This window comes from Streptomyces sp. Je 1-332 (assembly GCF_040730185.1).
In the GTDB taxonomy this organism is placed as follows: Bacteria; Actinomycetota; Actinomycetes; order Streptomycetales; family Streptomycetaceae; genus Streptomyces.
The window spans coordinates 2,480,367-2,495,806 of sequence record NZ_CP160402.1; the positions used below are offsets into that span (position 1 = coordinate 2,480,367).

At 71.5% G+C, this 15,440-nt stretch carries 14 protein-coding genes; 10 read left to right on the forward strand and 4 right to left on the reverse strand.

Annotated features, from left to right (window positions below; genetic code table 11):
- Window positions 1-138 precede the first annotated feature (138 nt).
- On the reverse strand, window positions 139-804 hold the full coding sequence (locus ABXJ52_RS11520) for a pirin family protein (RefSeq protein ID WP_367041556.1): 666 nt from the start codon (window positions 802-804) through the stop codon (window positions 139-141).
- Between the two features lie 185 nt (window positions 805-989).
- Between ABXJ52_RS11520 and fasR the strand changes: the two genes are divergently transcribed.
- The 5 genes from fasR to fabF all read left to right on the forward strand — a co-directional run bounded on the left by fasR (window position 990) and on the right by fabF (window position 5,926).
- Entirely contained in the window at window positions 990-2,129 is a 1,140-nt protein-coding gene (gene fasR, locus ABXJ52_RS11525; protein ID WP_367048988.1) for a fatty acid biosynthesis transcriptional regulator FasR, read from the forward strand.
- Between the two features lie 89 nt (window positions 2,130-2,218).
- A complete protein-coding gene (locus ABXJ52_RS11530; protein ID WP_367041558.1) occupies window positions 2,219-3,166 on the forward strand; it encodes an ACP S-malonyltransferase in 948 nt (315 codons plus the stop codon).
- Between the two features lie 17 nt (window positions 3,167-3,183).
- Window positions 3,184-4,215: a ketoacyl-ACP synthase III gene (locus ABXJ52_RS11535; RefSeq protein ID WP_367041560.1), complete on the forward strand. Its 1,032-nt coding sequence runs from the start codon at window positions 3,184-3,186 to the stop codon at window positions 4,213-4,215.
- 98 nt (window positions 4,216-4,313) lie between these two features.
- Window positions 4,314-4,562 (forward strand): acyl carrier protein, encoded by a 249-nt coding sequence (locus ABXJ52_RS11540; RefSeq protein WP_367041562.1) that lies wholly within the window; start codon window positions 4,314-4,316, stop codon window positions 4,560-4,562.
- Window positions 4,563-4,663: 101 nt separating this feature from the next.
- Window positions 4,664-5,926 carry a beta-ketoacyl-ACP synthase II gene (gene fabF, locus ABXJ52_RS11545; protein ID WP_367041564.1) on the forward strand — a complete coding sequence of 421 codons (1,263 nt, stop codon included), beginning with the start codon at window positions 4,664-4,666 and terminating at the stop codon, window positions 5,924-5,926.
- Between the two features lie 74 nt (window positions 5,927-6,000).
- Here the strand turns inward: fabF and ABXJ52_RS11550 are convergent, their stop codons facing one another.
- Entirely contained in the window at window positions 6,001-6,495 is a 495-nt protein-coding gene (locus tag ABXJ52_RS11550) for a DUF3145 domain-containing protein (RefSeq protein WP_367041566.1), read from the reverse strand.
- Between the two features lie 327 nt (window positions 6,496-6,822).
- On the opposite strand from ABXJ52_RS11550, the gene ABXJ52_RS11555 reads away from it, so the two are divergent.
- Together ABXJ52_RS11555 and ABXJ52_RS11560 are read left to right on the forward strand one after the other, a co-directional pair.
- Complete coding sequence (locus ABXJ52_RS11555) at window positions 6,823-7,722, forward strand: SGNH/GDSL hydrolase family protein (protein ID WP_367041568.1); 900 nt, start codon at window positions 6,823-6,825, stop codon at window positions 7,720-7,722.
- Window positions 7,723-7,732: 10 nt separating this feature from the next.
- A complete protein-coding gene (locus tag ABXJ52_RS11560; protein ID WP_367041570.1) occupies window positions 7,733-8,719 on the forward strand; it encodes an aldose epimerase family protein in 987 nt (328 codons plus the stop codon).
- Between the two features lie 44 nt (window positions 8,720-8,763).
- Here ABXJ52_RS11560 and ABXJ52_RS11565 read toward each other — a convergent pair whose 3' ends face one another.
- The gene (locus ABXJ52_RS11565; RefSeq protein WP_367041572.1) at window positions 8,764-11,217 is read right to left on the reverse strand and encodes a glycoside hydrolase family 3 C-terminal domain-containing protein; all 2,454 of its coding nucleotides are present in this window, start codon (window positions 11,215-11,217) and stop codon (window positions 8,764-8,766) included.
- Window positions 11,218-11,394: 177 nt separating this feature from the next.
- Between ABXJ52_RS11565 and ABXJ52_RS11570 the strand changes: the two genes are divergently transcribed.
- The 3 genes from ABXJ52_RS11570 to ABXJ52_RS11580 all read left to right on the forward strand — a co-directional run bounded on the left by ABXJ52_RS11570 (window position 11,395) and on the right by ABXJ52_RS11580 (window position 14,613).
- A complete protein-coding gene (locus ABXJ52_RS11570) occupies window positions 11,395-11,964 on the forward strand; it encodes a TetR/AcrR family transcriptional regulator (RefSeq protein WP_367041574.1) in 570 nt (189 codons plus the stop codon).
- 156 nt (window positions 11,965-12,120) lie between these two features.
- Window positions 12,121-13,239: an abortive phage infection protein gene (locus ABXJ52_RS11575; protein ID WP_367041576.1), complete on the forward strand. Its 1,119-nt coding sequence runs from the start codon at window positions 12,121-12,123 to the stop codon at window positions 13,237-13,239.
- A gap of 153 nt (window positions 13,240-13,392) precedes the next feature.
- Window positions 13,393-14,613: a pyroglutamyl peptidase gene (locus tag ABXJ52_RS11580; protein ID WP_367048990.1), complete on the forward strand. Its 1,221-nt coding sequence runs from the start codon at window positions 13,393-13,395 to the stop codon at window positions 14,611-14,613.
- On the opposite strand, the gene ABXJ52_RS11585 is transcribed toward ABXJ52_RS11580, so the two are convergent.
- Window positions 14,594-15,421 (reverse strand): EI24 domain-containing protein, encoded by an 828-nt coding sequence (locus ABXJ52_RS11585; RefSeq protein ID WP_367041578.1) that lies wholly within the window; start codon window positions 15,419-15,421, stop codon window positions 14,594-14,596. The two genes, ABXJ52_RS11580 and ABXJ52_RS11585, sit on opposite strands and share 20 nt — an antisense overlap.
- Window positions 15,422-15,440 lie beyond the last annotated feature (19 nt).

Consider the following 15,440-nt stretch of genomic DNA (forward strand, 5'->3'; position numbering starts at 1 on the left):
CGCAGCACAGTTGCCGCAAGGACCGTCTCCGCAGCCCGGCGGGGGCGGGGTGCCGCCGCTGTGCCCACCCGTGCCGCCCCAGCGGCACGACTGCCCACAGCGACAGCCAGCCACAGCCACCGCCACCGCCACCGCGACTCAGCCCCCCGTCATCTCCCACACCAGCAGCTCCGCCGCTCCCCCGGGTCCCGCCACTGCCTCCAGGTCCTCCCCGTCCGTGATGCGGGCCGCGTCGCCCGGGGTCAGGGTTTCGTCGGCCACGTGGACTTCGCCGCGTACGACGTGGACGTACGCGAAGGGGGCGTCAGGGATGGCGGTGCGCTCGCCCGGGGCGAGTCTGCGGACATGCAGGAGCGCGCCCGCCGCCGGTACCGCGTAGGGAGTGGAGTCCGCGATGCCGTGGACCACCTCGTAGGACGGCTCGCCGCCCGGCGTCAGCGGGGAGAGCCACATCTGCACGAAGACCAACGGGTCGCCGCCGTCGTTGCGTTCCACATGGCGGACGCCGCCCGCCGCGCTCAGGTGCTGGACGTCCCCGGGGCGTACGACCGACTCGTGACCGGCCGAGTCGCGGTGGGTGAGTTCGCCCTCCACCACCCAGGTCACGATCTCCGTGTGGCTGTGCGGGTGTTCGTCGAAGCCCGCGCCGGGCGCCAGACGCTCCTCGTTGCAGGCCAGGACCGCGCCGAAGCGGAGGTTGTCCGGGTCGTAGTGCGGCCCGAAGGAGAAGGCGTGGAAGGTTTCGATACCGGCGGCGGGCTCGCCGCCGCGGTACCGCTCGCCGGAGCGCCGTACATCAATCACGCACCCCACGTTAGACCCGGCTCCGCATGTCCCCGTCCCGATAAGGCAGTCTTGTCCCCGTGCCCGAACCCTCTGCGAACGAAGCCCGCCAGGACGCCCATCAGGCAGCCCACGAGGAAGCCGCGCGCCACGAGGAAGCCGCCCGCCAGGACGCGCACCGGAAGGCTCACGCGCACTCAGCCACGCTGAAGCGCCTCGAGCAGTCGGCCGGCAGTCTCGCGGCGCAGGCCATCGCGCGCATGGACGAGACCCTGTCCTGGTACCGGGCGATGCCCCCCGAGAACCGGTCGTGGATCGGTCTGGTCGCGCAGGCCGGTATCGCCGCGTTCACCGAGTGGTTCCGGCATCCCGACGCCCCCCAGGCCATCTCCACCGACGTCTTCGGCACCGCCCCGCGCGAGCTGACCAGGGCGATCACCCTGCGCCAGACGGTGGAGATGGTGCGTACGACGATCGAGGTGATGGAGTCCGCGGTCGACGAGATCGCGGCCCCCGGAGACGAGTCCATCCTCCGCGAGGCGCTCCTGGTGTACGCACGCGAGATCGCCTTCGCCACGGCGCAGGTCTACGCGCAGGCCGCCGAGGCACGCGGTGCCTGGGATGCCCGCCTGGAGTCCCTCGTCGTGAACGCGGTGCTCTCCGGGGAGGCCGACGAAGGGGCCGTGTCGCGCGCCGCCGCGCTCGGCTGGAACTCCCCCGAGCATGTCTGTGTCGTCCTCGGCACCGCGCCCGACGGCGACAGCGAACTCACCGTCGAAGCCATCCGTCGCGCCGCGCGGCACGCCAAACTGCAGGTCCTCACCGGTGTGCTGGGCGACCGTCTGGTCGTCATCGCGGGCGGCAGCGACAATCCGCTGCAGGTCGCCAAGGGTCTGATCGGGCCGTACGCGGCCGGGCCCGTCGTCGCCGGACCCATTGTCCCCGACCTGCTGGCCGCCACCCGGTCCGCGCAGGCCGCGGCGGCCGGGCTCAAGGCCTGCGCCGCCTGGCAGGACGCCCCGCGTCCCGTCCTGGCGGACGATCTCCTGCCGGAGCGCGCGATCGCGAGCGATCCCGCCGCGCGTGAGCAGTTGGTGGAGGAGATCTACAGACCACTGGAGGAAGCGGGTTCCGCGCTCCTGGAGACGCTCAGCGTCTATCTGGAACAAGCCAGCAGCCTCGAAGGCGCGGCCCGGATGCTCTTCGTGCACCCCAACACCGTGCGCTACCGGCTGCGACGTGTGACTGACGTCACCGGCTGGTCGCCATCGGACGTACGCTCCGCGTTCACGCTGCGGATCGCGCTCATCCTGGGGCGTCTGGCCGACGGAGATCTCCAACCGTAGGTTTTTGTCGGGCCTCTACAATTCCCCCAGCGGTTCTTCGTCCCTGTCCCCACGGGCGGCTTCCACCGTCCACAAGAGAGAGTGTGAGAGTGCTCGTACTCGTCGCTCCCGGCCAAGGCGCCCAGACGCCCGGCTTCCTGACCCCCTGGCTCGATCTCCCCGGTGCGGCCGACCGCATCGGGGCGTGGTCGGACGCCATCGGGCTCGACCTTGCCCACTACGGCACGCAGGCCGACGCGGACGCGATCCGCGACACCGCGGTGGCCCAGCCGCTGCTCGTGGCCGCCGGTCTGCTCTCCGCCGCGGCACTCAGTGACGCGCTCGGCGCGAACCAGCCGGGCGCGGTCGCGGGACACAGCGTCGGCGAGATCACCGCCGCCGCGTACGCCGGTGTGCTCACCGAGGAAGCCGCGCTCGGCCTCGTACGCAAGCGCGGTCTGGCCATGGCCGACGCCGCCGCGATCACGGAGACCGGCATGGCGGCCCTCCTCGGCGGCGACCCCGAGGTCACCATCCCGCACCTGGAGAAGCTGGGCCTGACGCCGGCGAACGTGAACGGCGCGGGCCAGATCGTCGCCGCGGGCACCGCGGAGCAGATCGCGGCGCTCGCCGAGGACAAGCCCGAAGGTGTCCGCCGCGTCGTACCGTTGAAGGTGGCGGGCGCGTTCCACACGCACCACATGGCCCCCGCGGTCGCCACGCTGGAAGAGGCCGCCAAGGCGCTCGACCCGGCCGACCCGAAGCTGACGTACGTGTCGAACCGCGACGGCCAGGCCGTGGCGACCGGCTCGGACGTCGTGTCCCGCCTGGTCGGCCAGGTGGCCAACCCGGTGCGCTGGGACCTGTGCATGGAGACGTTCAAGGACCTGGGAGCCACGGCGATGGTCGAGCTGTGCCCCGGTGGCACGCTCACCGGTCTCGCCAAGCGCGCCCTTCCCGGCGTGCGGACGGTGGCCCTGAAGACCCCCGACGACCTCGACGCCGCATCTGCGCTCATCGCCGACACCGCATCCGCCGCCGACGCGGCGGGTGCCTGAGAAGGAGCCAGGAGAGCATGTCGAAGATCAAGCCCAGTAAGGGCGCCCCGTACGCGCGCATCATGGGAGTCGGTGGCTACCGCCCGACCCGTGTCGTGCCCAACGAGGTGATCCTCGAGACGATCGACTCGTCCGACGAGTGGATCCGCTCCCGCTCCGGCATCGCGACGCGCCACTGGGCCTCCGACGAGGAGACCGTGGCCGCGATGTCCGTCGAGGCCTCCGGCAAGGCGATCGCCGACGCGGGCATCACCCCGGAGCAGATCGGCGCGGTCGTCGTCTCGACCGTCTCGCACTTCAAGCAGACGCCGGCCATCGCCACCGAGATCGCGGACAAGATCGGCGCGGGCAAGCCCGCCGCCTTCGACATCTCCGCGGGCTGCGCCGGCTTCGGCTACGGCCTGACGCTCGCCAAGGGCATGATCACCGACGGTTCCGCGGAGTACGTCCTGGTCATCGGCGTCGAGCGGCTGAGCGACCTGACCGACCTGGAGGACCGCGCGACGGCCTTCCTGTTCGGTGACGGCGCGGGCGCCGTGATCGTCGGTCCGGCCAAGGAGCCGCAGATCGGCCCCACCGTCTGGGGCAGCGAGGGCGACAAGTCCGAGACCATCAAGCAGACCGTGTCGTGGAACGACCTGCACGTCGGCGATGTCTCGAAGCTGCCGCTCGACAGCAAGGGCAACATCAAGTTCCCTGCGATCACGCAGGAGGGCCAGGCGGTCTTCCGCTGGGCCGTGTTCGAGATGGCGAAGGTCGCCCAGCAGGCGCTGGACGCGGCCGGAATCACCGCGGACGACCTGGATGTCTTCATTCCGCATCAGGCCAACGAGCGGATCATCGACTCGATGGTGAAGACTCTGAAACTGCCGGAACACGTCACGGTCGCCCGTGACGTCCGCACCACCGGCAACACGTCGGCAGCCTCGATCCCGCTCGCGATGGAGCGGCTTCTGGCGACCGGCGAGGCGAAGAGCGGCGACACCGCGCTCGTCATCGGCTTCGGGGCGGGTCTCGTGTACGCCGCCACGGTCGTTACCCTCCCCTAGGCATGTCGTCCGGATCATCCGATCCGTACGGCTGTAAACCAACCTGCCGCTGCCGCGGCGGGCGCCACACCCTCTGGATACATAGAAGGAGCGCCAACATGGCCGCCACTCAGGAAGAGATCGTCGCCGGTCTCGCCGAGATCGTGAACGAGATCGCCGGCATCCCGGTCGAGGACGTCCAGTCGGACAAGTCCTTCACCGACGACCTGGACGTCGACTCGCTGTCCATGGTCGAGGTCGTCGTCGCCGCCGAAGAGCGCTTCGACGTCAAGATCCCGGACGACGACGTCAAGAACCTCAAGACGGTCGGCGACGCGACCAAGTACATCCTCGAGCACCAGGCCTGATCAGGCCGCTCTGCTGAAGCACCGGGCCTGACAAGGCTGCTCTGCTGTCGCCACCCGGCGGTGGCGCCGCTGATCCCCTCAACACCGTGGAGAATTTTCCTGTGAACTCGACCAATCGCACCGTGGTCGTCACCGGTATCGGCGCAACCACACCGCTGGGTGGCGACGCAGCCTCGACCTGGGAAGGTCTGCTCGCGGGCCGCTCCGGTGTCAGTCTTCTCGAGCAGGACTGGGCGGCCGAACTCCCGGTCCGCATCGCGGGCCAGATCGCTGTGGAGCCCGGCGAGGTCCTGCCGCGCCCGCAGGCCCGCAAGCTGGACCGTTCGGCGCAGTTCGCGCTGATCGCCGCCAAGGAGGCCTGGGCCGACGCCGGCTACACCGCGAAGGCCGGCGAGGACACATCCGTCGACCCGCACCGCCTCGGCGCGGTCATCGCCTCCGGCATCGGCGGCGTGACCACCCTGCTCGACCAGTACGACGTGCTCAAGGAGAAGGGCGTACGCCGCGTCTCCCCGCACACCGTGCCGATGCTGATGCCCAACTCCCCGGCGGCCAACGTCGGCATCGAGCTGGGCGCCCACGCGGGTGTGCACACCCCCGTGTCGGCGTGCGCCTCGGGCGCCGAGGCCATCGGCTACGCGATCGAGATGATCCGCACCGGCCGCGCCGACGTCGTCGTCGCGGGTGGCACGGAGGCGGCGATCCACCCGCTGCCGATCGTCGCGTTCGGCAACATGATGGCGATGTCCAAGAACAACGACGACCCGGCGGGCGCCTCGCGTCCCTACGACGTCGACCGCAACGGCTTCGTGCTCGGCGAGGGCGCCGGCGTGATCGTCCTCGAGTCCGAGGAGCATGCCAAGGCCCGCGGCGCGCAGATCTACGCGGAGGCCGTCGGCCAGGGCATCTCGGCCGACGCCCACCACATCACGCAGCCCGAGCCCTCCGGCAACGGCATCGCGGCGGCGCTGCAGAACCTCATCGACGGCACGGACCTCAAGCCCGCCGAGATCGTGCACGTGAACGCGCACGCCACCTCGACGCCGCAGGGTGATGTCGCCGAGATCAAGGCGCTGCGCAAGGCCTTCGGTGACGACGTCGACCACATGGCGATCGCCAGCACGAAGTCGATGACCGGTCACCTGCTCGGTGGCGCGGGCGGCGTGGAGACCGTGGCGACGGTCCTCGCGCTGAAGCACCGCATGGCCCCGCCGACGATCAACATCGAGAACCTCGACCCCGAGGTCGACGCGGACGTCATCCGCGACGAGGCCCGCGCGCTGCCCGAGGGCAGGATCGCGGCGCTGAACGACTCGTTCGGCTTCGGCGGCCACAACGTGGTGCTCGCGTTCAGGACCGTCTGAGCACTCACCTGTACGTAGCGAAGGGCCCCCACCGCGCGGTGGGGGCCCTTCGCCGTACTACAGCCGGAAGTACGTCACACGACCTGGTGCAGCCACCGCACCGGAGCGCCCTCACCCGCGTACCGGAAAGGTTCGAGTTCGTCGTCCCAGGGCTTGCCGAGGAGCTTGGCGAGCTCGGCCTCCAGGTCGCTCTCGCCGCCCTTGGAGCGGGCCAGGGCGGCCCGCAGGCGGTCCTCCGGGATCAGGATGTCGCCGTGGATGCCGGTGACCGCGTGGAAGATCCCGAGCTCGGGGGTTGCGCTGTAGCGCTCGCCCTCGGCCGTGGGGCACGGCTCGGAGGTGACCTCGAAGCGCAGCAGCTGCCAGCCGCGCAGGGCGGAGGCGAGTTTGGACGCGGTGCCCACCGAGCCGCGCCAGGAGAACTCCGATCTCCAGCTGCCGGGCGCGGCGGGCTGCCTGATCCAGTCGAGGTTGACGCGCGCGCCGAGTACGCCCGCGACTGCCCATTCGACGTGCGGACACAGCGCGCGCGGTGCGGAGTGCACGTACAGAACTCCACGTGTCGTCACCGGGACCTCCAGTGTGGGTCGAGGTTCGCCTTCCCCAGCGGCCTCGCGCCCGTGCCGAGCGTTGTCGCCCTGAATTCGGGAAACTCCCGAAAACGGGACAGATGTGACGTGATGTAATTTAGCGGAACCGGAAGAGCAGGGTGCCACTGGGTGGCGAGGCTACCGTGCGGCGGAACAAGGAGTGTGACGTACCGTCGGTCCCGAGGCCAGGAATCGCCCACCATTCACTCGCAGGGGCGCCGAAACGGCGCGGTCGGCCTACGGCGGCATCTCGGCCCCACGGCCCACGGCGACGGATCGGCGTACGGCAACAGAGGGGACCTGGGGATGCGGAACCGAAGGCACCGCTCACGTGCCGCCGTCGCCGCCGCGACGGCGGTTCTTCTCGGCGCCACCGCTCTCACGGCGTGCGACGCCTCCGGCGGCGACTCCCCGGCGCCGGGCGGGACCTCCGCGCGCGACAAGCCGTCGCCCAAGCCCACCCCGACGTGGGACACGAGTCCGGACTCCCTGGCGGCCGTCGGCGACTCCATCACCCGCGGCTTCGACGCCTGCTCGGTGCTCGCCGACTGCCCCGAGGCCTCCTGGGCGACGGGCACGGACTCCGAGGTGCGCAGCCTCGCCACCCGCCTCCTGGGCAAGGAGCGGGCCGCCGGGCACAGCTGGAACTACGCGAAGACCGGCGCGCGCATGGCGGATCTGACCGGGCAGATGGGGCAGGCCACGCTCAAGCGGCCCGAGCTGGTCACGGTCATGGCGGGCGCGAACGACGCGTGCCGCCCCTCGGTGGATTCCATGACGCCGGTCGCCCAGTTCCGCGCGGACTTCGAGGAGGCGATGCGCACACTGCGGCGCGAGCTTCCCAAGACGCAGGTGTACGTGACGTCCGTGCCGGACCTGAAGCGGCTGTGGTCCCAGGGGCGCACCAACGCGCTGGGCAAGCAGATCTGGAAGCTGGGCATCTGCGCCTCGATGCTGGCGGACCCGGACGCGCGGGACGCGGCGGCGACGGAGCGCCGGGCCACCGTGCAGAACCGCGTGGTCGCGTACAACGACGTGCTCAAGGAGGTGTGCGCGAAGGATCTGCGCTGCCGGTACGACGGCGGGGCGGTCTTCGAGTACCGCTTCGACGGTGACCAGTTGAGCCGCTGGGACTGGTTCCACCCCAGCAAGGACGGCCAGTCGCGCCTCGCCGAGCTGGCCTACCGGCAGGTGAAGGCCAAGTAGGGTCCCGATCATGCGCAGTGAACTCTTCGGGACGCTCCCCGACGGCACGCCCGTCCATCGCTGGACCCTGGAAAGGGGCGGGGTGCGGGTACGCGTCCTGACGTACGGCGGGATCATCCAGTCGGCGGAAGTTCCGGACCGGTCGGGGCGGTGCACGCCGGTCGCTCTCGGCTTCGACGATCTCCAGGGCTATCTCGACCACCCGGGGCCGTACTTCGGGGCGCTGGTGGGCCGGTACGCGAACCGGATCGCGGGCGGCGCGTTCACGCTCGGCGGCCGGACGTACCGCTTGGCGCGGAACAACGAGCCCAACGCCCTGCACGGCGGCGCGGCCGGCTTCGACAAGCGGGTGTGGGAGGCGGCGGAGGCCGAGCACGGGGTGCGGCTCTCGCGAGTGAGCCCGGACGGCGAGGAGGGCTACCCGGGGCGGCTCACGGTGTCGGCCACGTACTCGCTGGACGAGTCGGGCGCGCTGCGGATCGCCTACGAGGCGACGACCGACGCCCCGACCGTCGTGAACCTCACCAACCACACGTACTGGAACCTCGCGGGGGCCGGGAGCGGTGGCGCGGGCGGCCATGAGCTGCGGATCGCGGCGGCGCGGCTCACACCGACGGACGGGACGCAGATTCCCACGGGGGCGTACGAGGACGTCGACGGCACGCGCTTCGACTTCCGGGACGCGCGGAAGGTCGGGGCCGGGATCGACCACAACTACGTGCTCGACAAGGGGGTCACCGCACGGCCCGTCGAGGTGGCCGAGCTGAGCGATCCGGCGTCCGGGCGCGTGCTGACCGTGGCGACGACGGAGCCGGGCCTTCAGCTGTACACGGCGGACCACTTCGCGGAGCCGCTGCCGTTCGCTCCCGGGGACGGTGTCGCCTTGGAGACGCAGCACTTCCCCGACTCCCCCAACCGGCCGGAGTTTCCGAGCACGGAGCTGCGGCCGGGTGGGGTGTACGCGTCGGAGACGGTGTACGGATTCTCCGTTCACTAGTTCGCTAGGCGCGGTTGCCCGACGTCAGACGGTGATCGTCTCGTTCAGACGGTGATCGTCTCGGTCAGGCGGCGGTCGGCGATGGAGCGGCCCACCTGAACCTCGTACGAACCGCCCTGGTGCGTCCAGGTGTTGGCGCTCTCGTCCCAGATCTCGAAGGCGCGGCGCGGGAGTTCGATCCGCACCTCCACGCTCTCGCCGGGTGCGGCCTCGGCGCCCGCGAAGCCCGCGAGCCAGCGGGCGGGGCGGGAGCCGTCGTTCGCGGTCGGGGCGAGGTAGATCTGGACGACCTCACGGCCCGCGCGCGGGCCGGAGTTGCGGACGCGGACCGTGGCCGTCGTGCCCTCAACGGTGAGGGACTCGTACGTCCAGTCGGTGTAGCCCAGGCCGTGGCCGAAGGCGTACGCGGGGGTGGCGCCGGACTTCTCCCAGGCGCGGTAGCCGATGAACACGCCCTCGTCATAGCGGAGTTCGCCTTCCTCGGGGGTGACCTGGGTGATCGGCGCGTCCGTGAAGGAGCCCCACGTCGTGGGCAGGCGTCCGCCCGGCTCCTGGGCGCCGAGCAGCACGTCGGCGAGCGCGGCGCCGCCCTCCTGCCCGGGGAACCAGCCGAGCAGCACCGCCGCCACGTCGTCGCGCCACGGAAGCTCCACCGGGGAGCCGGAGTTGACGACCACGACCGTGCGGGGGTTGGCCGCGGCCACCGCGTGCACCAGTTCGTCCTGGCGGCCCGGGAGCCGCAGGTCCTGCCGGTCGAAGCCCTCGGACTCGACGCGTTCGGTGGTGGCGACGACCACGACCGCGGTGTCGGCGCCCCGCGCCGCCTCGACGGCTTCCGCGATCAGCTCGTCGGGGTCGCGCCGCGGGCCGAGGTGCACGAAGGAGAACACCACGCCGGGCAGCGGGGCCTTGTACTCCTTGTCGAGCGGATGGAGCAGGGAGACCTCGACCGGCTCGCCCGCCGTCAGGGTCACCTTGGCGCGCTCGACCGGGGAGCCGAAGAACGCTTCGAAGGGGTCGGACGCCTCACCCATCACCTCGGTCCCGTCGAAGACGACGTCGCCGCCGACCGTGAGCGTGAAGGCGCCGAGACCGCGCGTGCCGAAGGAGTGCTCGCCGCTCTCACGCGGCGTGAACGTACCGACGACCTCGATCGAGGCCATCGCCTCGTGGGTGACTCCTTCGGGCAGGTCGTCACCGATCCACTGGACCTGACCGGAGGGGAGGCTGCCCTCGCCCAGGATGGTGCCGTCGGCGTCGCGGCAGACGGCGCGCAGCTCGAACCCCTTGTCGGCGGGGGCGAGTTCGTCGCTCGGGTCAGCGCCGACGGCGTACGTCAGAGACTCCTCGCTCAGCGCCGCCGTCAGGCCGTCGAGCGGGGAGATCACGCGCGGCGGGAAGACGGTGGCGGAGCCGCCGCCCAGGACACGGGCGTCGCGTGCGGCGGCGCCGATGAGGGCGACGGAGGCGGACGGCCCGAGCGGCAGGGTGTCGTTCTCGTTGCGCACGAGGACGAAGGCGCGGCGGGCGACCTCGCGGGCCAGCGCCTCGCCGTCGATCTCGGCAGGCGGATCGGTGACGACGGGCTCGGCGCCTTCGAGGACGCCGACGCGGGCGGCGAGGCGCAGGACGTTGCGGACGGCGTCGTCGACCACCGCCTCCTTGACCCGGCCACCGCGCACGGCATCGGCGAGCGCGTCGCCGTACACGGTCCGCGGCCCCGGCATGGCGACGTCGAGACCGCCCTCGATGGTGCCGGCGGTCGTGCGGGCGGCCATCCAGTCGGAGACGTTGTAGCCGTCGAAGCCCCACTCGCCGCGCAGCACCTCGTTGACCAGATAGCGGTGCTCGGTCATCGTCGAGCCGTTGACCTTGTTGTACGCGGTCATGATGCCCCAGGGGTGGGCGTTGGTGACGATCGCCTCGAAGGGCGCGAGGTACAGCTCGCGCAGGGCTCGCGCGCTCACCTTGTTGTCGACGGTGAAACGGTCGGTCTCGGCGTCGTTCGCCACGAAGTGCTTGACGGTCGTGCCGACGCCGCCCGACTGCACGCCCTGGACGTAACCGGTGCCGATGACGCCGGTCAGATACGGGTCCTCGCTGTACGCCTCGAAGTGCCGGCCGCCCAGCGGTGAGCGGTGCAGGTTGACGGTGGGCGCGAGGAGGACGTGGACGCTCTTGCGGCGGGCCTCCTGGGCGAGGAGGGCGCCCGCGCGGCGGGCGAGGTCCTGGTCCCAGGTGGCGGCGAGCGCGGTCGGGGACGGCAGGGCGATGGAGGGGTCGTCGGCGGTCCAGCGGGTGCCGCGCACGCCGATCGGGCCGTCCGACATGACGAGGGGCGCGAGGCCGATCTCGGGCAGCGGGTGCAGCGACCACATGTCGCGCCCGCCGAGCAGCCGGGTCTTGGCGTCCAGATCCAGCGCGGCGAGCGCGGCCTCCACGACCTCCTCGCGCGCCTGATCGCTCCGCGTCGCTCCGGTTCCCTGGGTTCCCGCCATGGCGGTGCCTCCTCGTTGAAGTCGCCTGTGCCGTCGAAGTCCGTTCCGTACGTTCCCTCCATCCTGCCTCGACTGCCTGTAGACCGGTAGGTTTCGTAACCTGGACGTTATATTCAGACCGGCGCATGACGTACGGTCGTCCCGCGAGCAGCACCGAGAGCGGGAAGGGCAGAGACCATGGCGACCAGGGCCAGAAGCGAGGAACGGCGCGCGGAGATCCTCCGGGCCGCCCTCGAGGTGATCGCCGAGCGGGGCTACCGGGGCGCGAGCCTGGGCGCCGTCGCCGAGCGGGTCGGGCTCACCCAGCAGGGCCTGCTGCACTACTTCCCCACGAAGGACGCCCTTCTCGTCGCCGTCCTGGAGGCCCGCGACCAGTGGGACGCGGTGCCGGCGAACGAGATCCGCCTCGACCTGCTCGGCTCGCTCGTCGAGTACAACGCGATGCGCCCCGGCATCATCCAGACCTTCAGCGCACTGCTCGGCGAGAGCGTCACGGACGGGCATCCGGCCCGGGAGTACTTCACCGAGCGGTACGGATCGGTGCGGGCCAAGTTCGCCGCGGTGCTGCGCGCGGAGTACGGCGAGCGGCTCCCGGGGGGCCTCACCCCGGAGGCAGCGGCGCCGCTCCTCGTCGCGGTGATGGACGGACTCCAGTACCAGTGGCTCCTGGACCCCGAATCGGTGGACATGGCGGGGGCGTTCAGGGATTTCCTGGCTCTGCTGGGCGGCGGATCCGACGAGCGGTGATCACGCCGGCGCGCTACTCAAGTCGCCTCGCGGGGCGGCGCTTTCCTACCAAGGTCGCCCGCGGCGTAGACCGACGGCGGTCGAGGTGGACCGGTGTCGCTGGTGAGACTGGGCGCACCGTACGGACCGTGCGGGCGGGCACTGGGAGGCACCGTGATGAGTGACGGGATCAGTCGGGGGCGGTTTCTGGTGGGGGCGGGGGCCGTGGGCTTCGCGGCGGCGGCAGGGGGCCTGCTGACGGCGGCGCCGGCTTCCGCAACTCCCCCCGGGGCAGGCCGACTCAGGTATCGCGGCGTCTGCTACGAGGCCGTCGCGGGGGAAACGCCCTCGACCGGCTGGAGCGCTGCCCGCATGCGCGAGGACCTGTGCGTGATCGACGAGCGGCTGCACGCCACCACCGTCTCCGTGTTCGGCGACGGCGTCGAACGACTCGGCGCCACCGCGACGGAGGCCGCCGAGCGCGGGCTGCACGTCTGGCTCCAGCCGCGCCTGGCCGACCGGCCCCAGCGGGAGATCCTCGACCACCTCGCGGAGACGGGCCGGCACGCCGAGCGGCTGCGGCGCCAGGGCGCGGCGGTCCATCTGAGTGTGGGCTGCGAGTTCGTGCTGTTCGTGCCGGGCATCGTGCCCGGCGACAGCGCGGTGGAGCGCATCGAGAACATCAGCAAGGGGAACTACGACCCCGTACTGACGCAGCGGCGCCTGAAGCGGTTCATCGGGCGGGCGGCGGCGGTCGGCAGGTCCGTCTTCCGGGGCGGGCTGACCTATGGGGCGGCGGACGGTGACGAGGTGGACTGGGACCTGTTCGACATCGTCAGCGTCAACTACTACGGCTATCACCGCAGTCGGGCCGCCTACGTACGAGATCTGGCGCCCTACCGACGCTGGGGCAAGCCGGTGGCGATCACCGAGTTCGGCTCGTGCACCTTCCGGGGCGCGCCGGAGCAGGGCGGCATGGGCTGGGACGTCGTCGACTACACGAAGTATCCGCCCGAGATCAAGGGCGGGCTCGTCCGCAGCGAGCGGACCCAGGCGGCGTACATCACCGACGTACTGGACGTCTTCGAGTCGATGGACCTCTACTCGGCGACGCTCTACAACTTCGTCAGCCCCGAGGCCCCGCACCACGCCGATCCGCGCCACGACCTCGACATGGCGAGCTACAGCATCGTGAAGACCATCCTGGACGGGCCGTCCGGCCGCTGGCACTGGGAGCCCAAGGAGGCGTTCCACGCGGTGGCCGACCACTATGGGCGCGCGGCTCGGCGTTCGTGACCCTGCGCGCCGCCCGGGTCGCGGGAGTTCAACCGCTGGCGGGCGCCACCCTCTCGGCGCGATACTGCGGCCACCCCCACCGGCCACGGAAGGACTCCCGTGTCACCTACGTCCCATGGCGCCGCCCGGCTCACCTCGCTCGGTGTCACCCTCCTGCTCTCCCTCGCCGCCGTGCCCGCGTCGGCGGCCACCGCGCCCGCCATGACCGCCGAGGAACAGCGCCTCGACCGCGCGGCCCCGCAGGAGATCCTGCGCCGCAGCGGGTTCGACGCCGTGGCACCGGAGTTCGCGCGCGCCCTCGACCGCGCCCACTCGTACGGCGAGGCCAAGCGCATCGTCGTACGCCAAGGGGACGCGCTGTGGCGGCGTGCCGTCGAGCGGGCGCAGGGGCGGGGGCACGGGGCGACGGGAGCCGGGGAGCTGAGCCGGGACGACGACCGGCCCCTGTACTGGGCCCGGCTCGGCATGACACGGGAGCTCAGGCAGTGGGAGCCGGGCCGCTTCGGGGTGAGCGAGGCCCAGCACGGGCGCCTGATACGGGCGTTGGAGGATGCCTCTCGCGGGCACGACTCCATCCGCTACCCGAAGGAGGACCGCGCGGGCCACCGCCTCAAGCGCGTCCTCGTCACCGGCTTCGACCCCTTCACGCTCGACCGGGACGTCCGCATCAGCAACCCGTCGGGGGCGACGGCCCTCGCGCTCGACGGCACCGTCATCCAGACCGCCGAAGGTCCCGCCCGCGTGGAGACCGTCGTCTTCCCGGTCCGCTGGGACGACTTCGCGGAGGGGACGGTCGAGCGCACCCTGCGCTCCCAGCTCCCCCGCGTCGACCTCTTCACCACCATCAGCCAGGGCCGCGCGGGACGCTTCGACATCGAGCGGACCAACGGGGCCTGGCGTGGCGGCTTCCCCGACAACGAGAACCTCTCGCGTACGGAGACGGTGCCGGTCACCGATCCGGCCACGCAGCCCCAGTGGACGTCCACGACCCTCCCGTACCAGGAGATCGTGAGCGCGGAAACCGGCCGCTTCCCGGTGTACGACAACACCTCGGTGACCGAGATCCCGGCGGGCCAGACCGCTCCCGTGGTCCGTCCCGACGGGCCCACGGCCGGTTCGACGGCCCGCGAGGGCGGCGGCGGCAACTACCTGTCGAACGAGATCGCCTACCGGGCGACGCTCCTTCGCGACCGCCTCGGGCTGCACGACCGGCTGCCCGGCGGCCATGTGCACACGCCGATCCTGCAGTTCGGCGCGGGCAACACGGACCCGGCGACGGGCGAGATCACCGACCCCGAGTTCGTGCGCAACCGGCTCGACATCATCGCTCAGGTGCGCGAGATCCTGACGACGGCTATGAACGCCCGCCGGTAGCGGCCTGCGGTCCGCCGGGTCCTGCCGGGCCGGCCGCGCCCCGGGGGTCGTCGTCCGGGGCGTGGCCGCTGTCCTCGCCCACGAGCTCCCGCGCCATGAGCGTCGCGCCCGCGACCGCTCCCGGCATCAGGAACACCGCGACGAACGGGACCAGGAAGGCCACGGCGAGCGGGGTGCCGAAGCCCCACGCCAGTTGCTTGCGGCCGCGCAGCAGCGCGAGCCGTTCGCGGGCCTCGACGCCCCGGCGCTGGAGTGCCACCCCCGTCAGCTCCTCCACGAGGAAGAAGCCCGTCACGCAGAAGCCGACCACCGGGACCACGGTCTGGCCGACGACCGGGATGAAGCCGAGGGCGAAGAGCAGGATGCCCCAGACCGCCGCCCGCAGCACGATGCGCAGGCTGTCGCGCGCCGAGATCCACAGTTCACGCCAGAGCGGCAGGCCAGACTCGGGGGCGAACCCGGAGACGGAGATGTCGACCTTCTCCGAGAGCGACTCGTAGAAGGGCTGGCCCACCAGGAGCGTCACCGCGGTGAAGGTGACCACGGACAGGAGCAGCGCCAGCGCGAAGAGGAGCGCCGTGAGGAAGCCCCGGAACAGGCCGGCCCACGGCGACGACCAGTCATCCGCGAAGGGCGTCGCCCAGCCGACGAAGTCCGCGCCCCACAGGGCGAGCGCCACGAGGGCGGCCGCGTAGAGAAGCAGGGTGATCAGGCCGGGCAGCAGGCCGACTCCGAACTGCTTGCCGTGCTGGGCCACCCACCGCTGGCCCTTCATCAAATAGCCGAAGCCTCGTCCCAGATCACGCATGCGGCACAGCCTATCCGCC

Coding starts and splice junctions, on each gene's coding strand:
- ABXJ52_RS11585 (WP_367041578.1), bottom strand. CDS start 15,421: ATGCGTGATCTGGGACGAGGCTTCGGCTATTTGATGAAGGGCCAGCGG.
- ABXJ52_RS11560 (WP_367041570.1), top strand. CDS start 7,733: ATGCGCAGTGAACTCTTCGGGACGCTCCCCGACGGCACGCCCGTCCAT.
- ABXJ52_RS11570 (WP_367041574.1), top strand. CDS start 11,395: ATGGCGACCAGGGCCAGAAGCGAGGAACGGCGCGCGGAGATCCTCCGG.
- ABXJ52_RS11535 (WP_367041560.1), top strand. CDS start 3,184: ATGTCGAAGATCAAGCCCAGTAAGGGCGCCCCGTACGCGCGCATCATG.
- ABXJ52_RS11555 (WP_367041568.1), top strand. CDS start 6,823: ATGCGGAACCGAAGGCACCGCTCACGTGCCGCCGTCGCCGCCGCGACG.
- ABXJ52_RS11540 (WP_367041562.1), top strand. CDS start 4,314: ATGGCCGCCACTCAGGAAGAGATCGTCGCCGGTCTCGCCGAGATCGTG.
- ABXJ52_RS11575 (WP_367041576.1), top strand. CDS start 12,121: ATGAGTGACGGGATCAGTCGGGGGCGGTTTCTGGTGGGGGCGGGGGCC.
- ABXJ52_RS11565 (WP_367041572.1), bottom strand. CDS start 11,217: ATGGCGGGAACCCAGGGAACCGGAGCGACGCGGAGCGATCAGGCGCGC.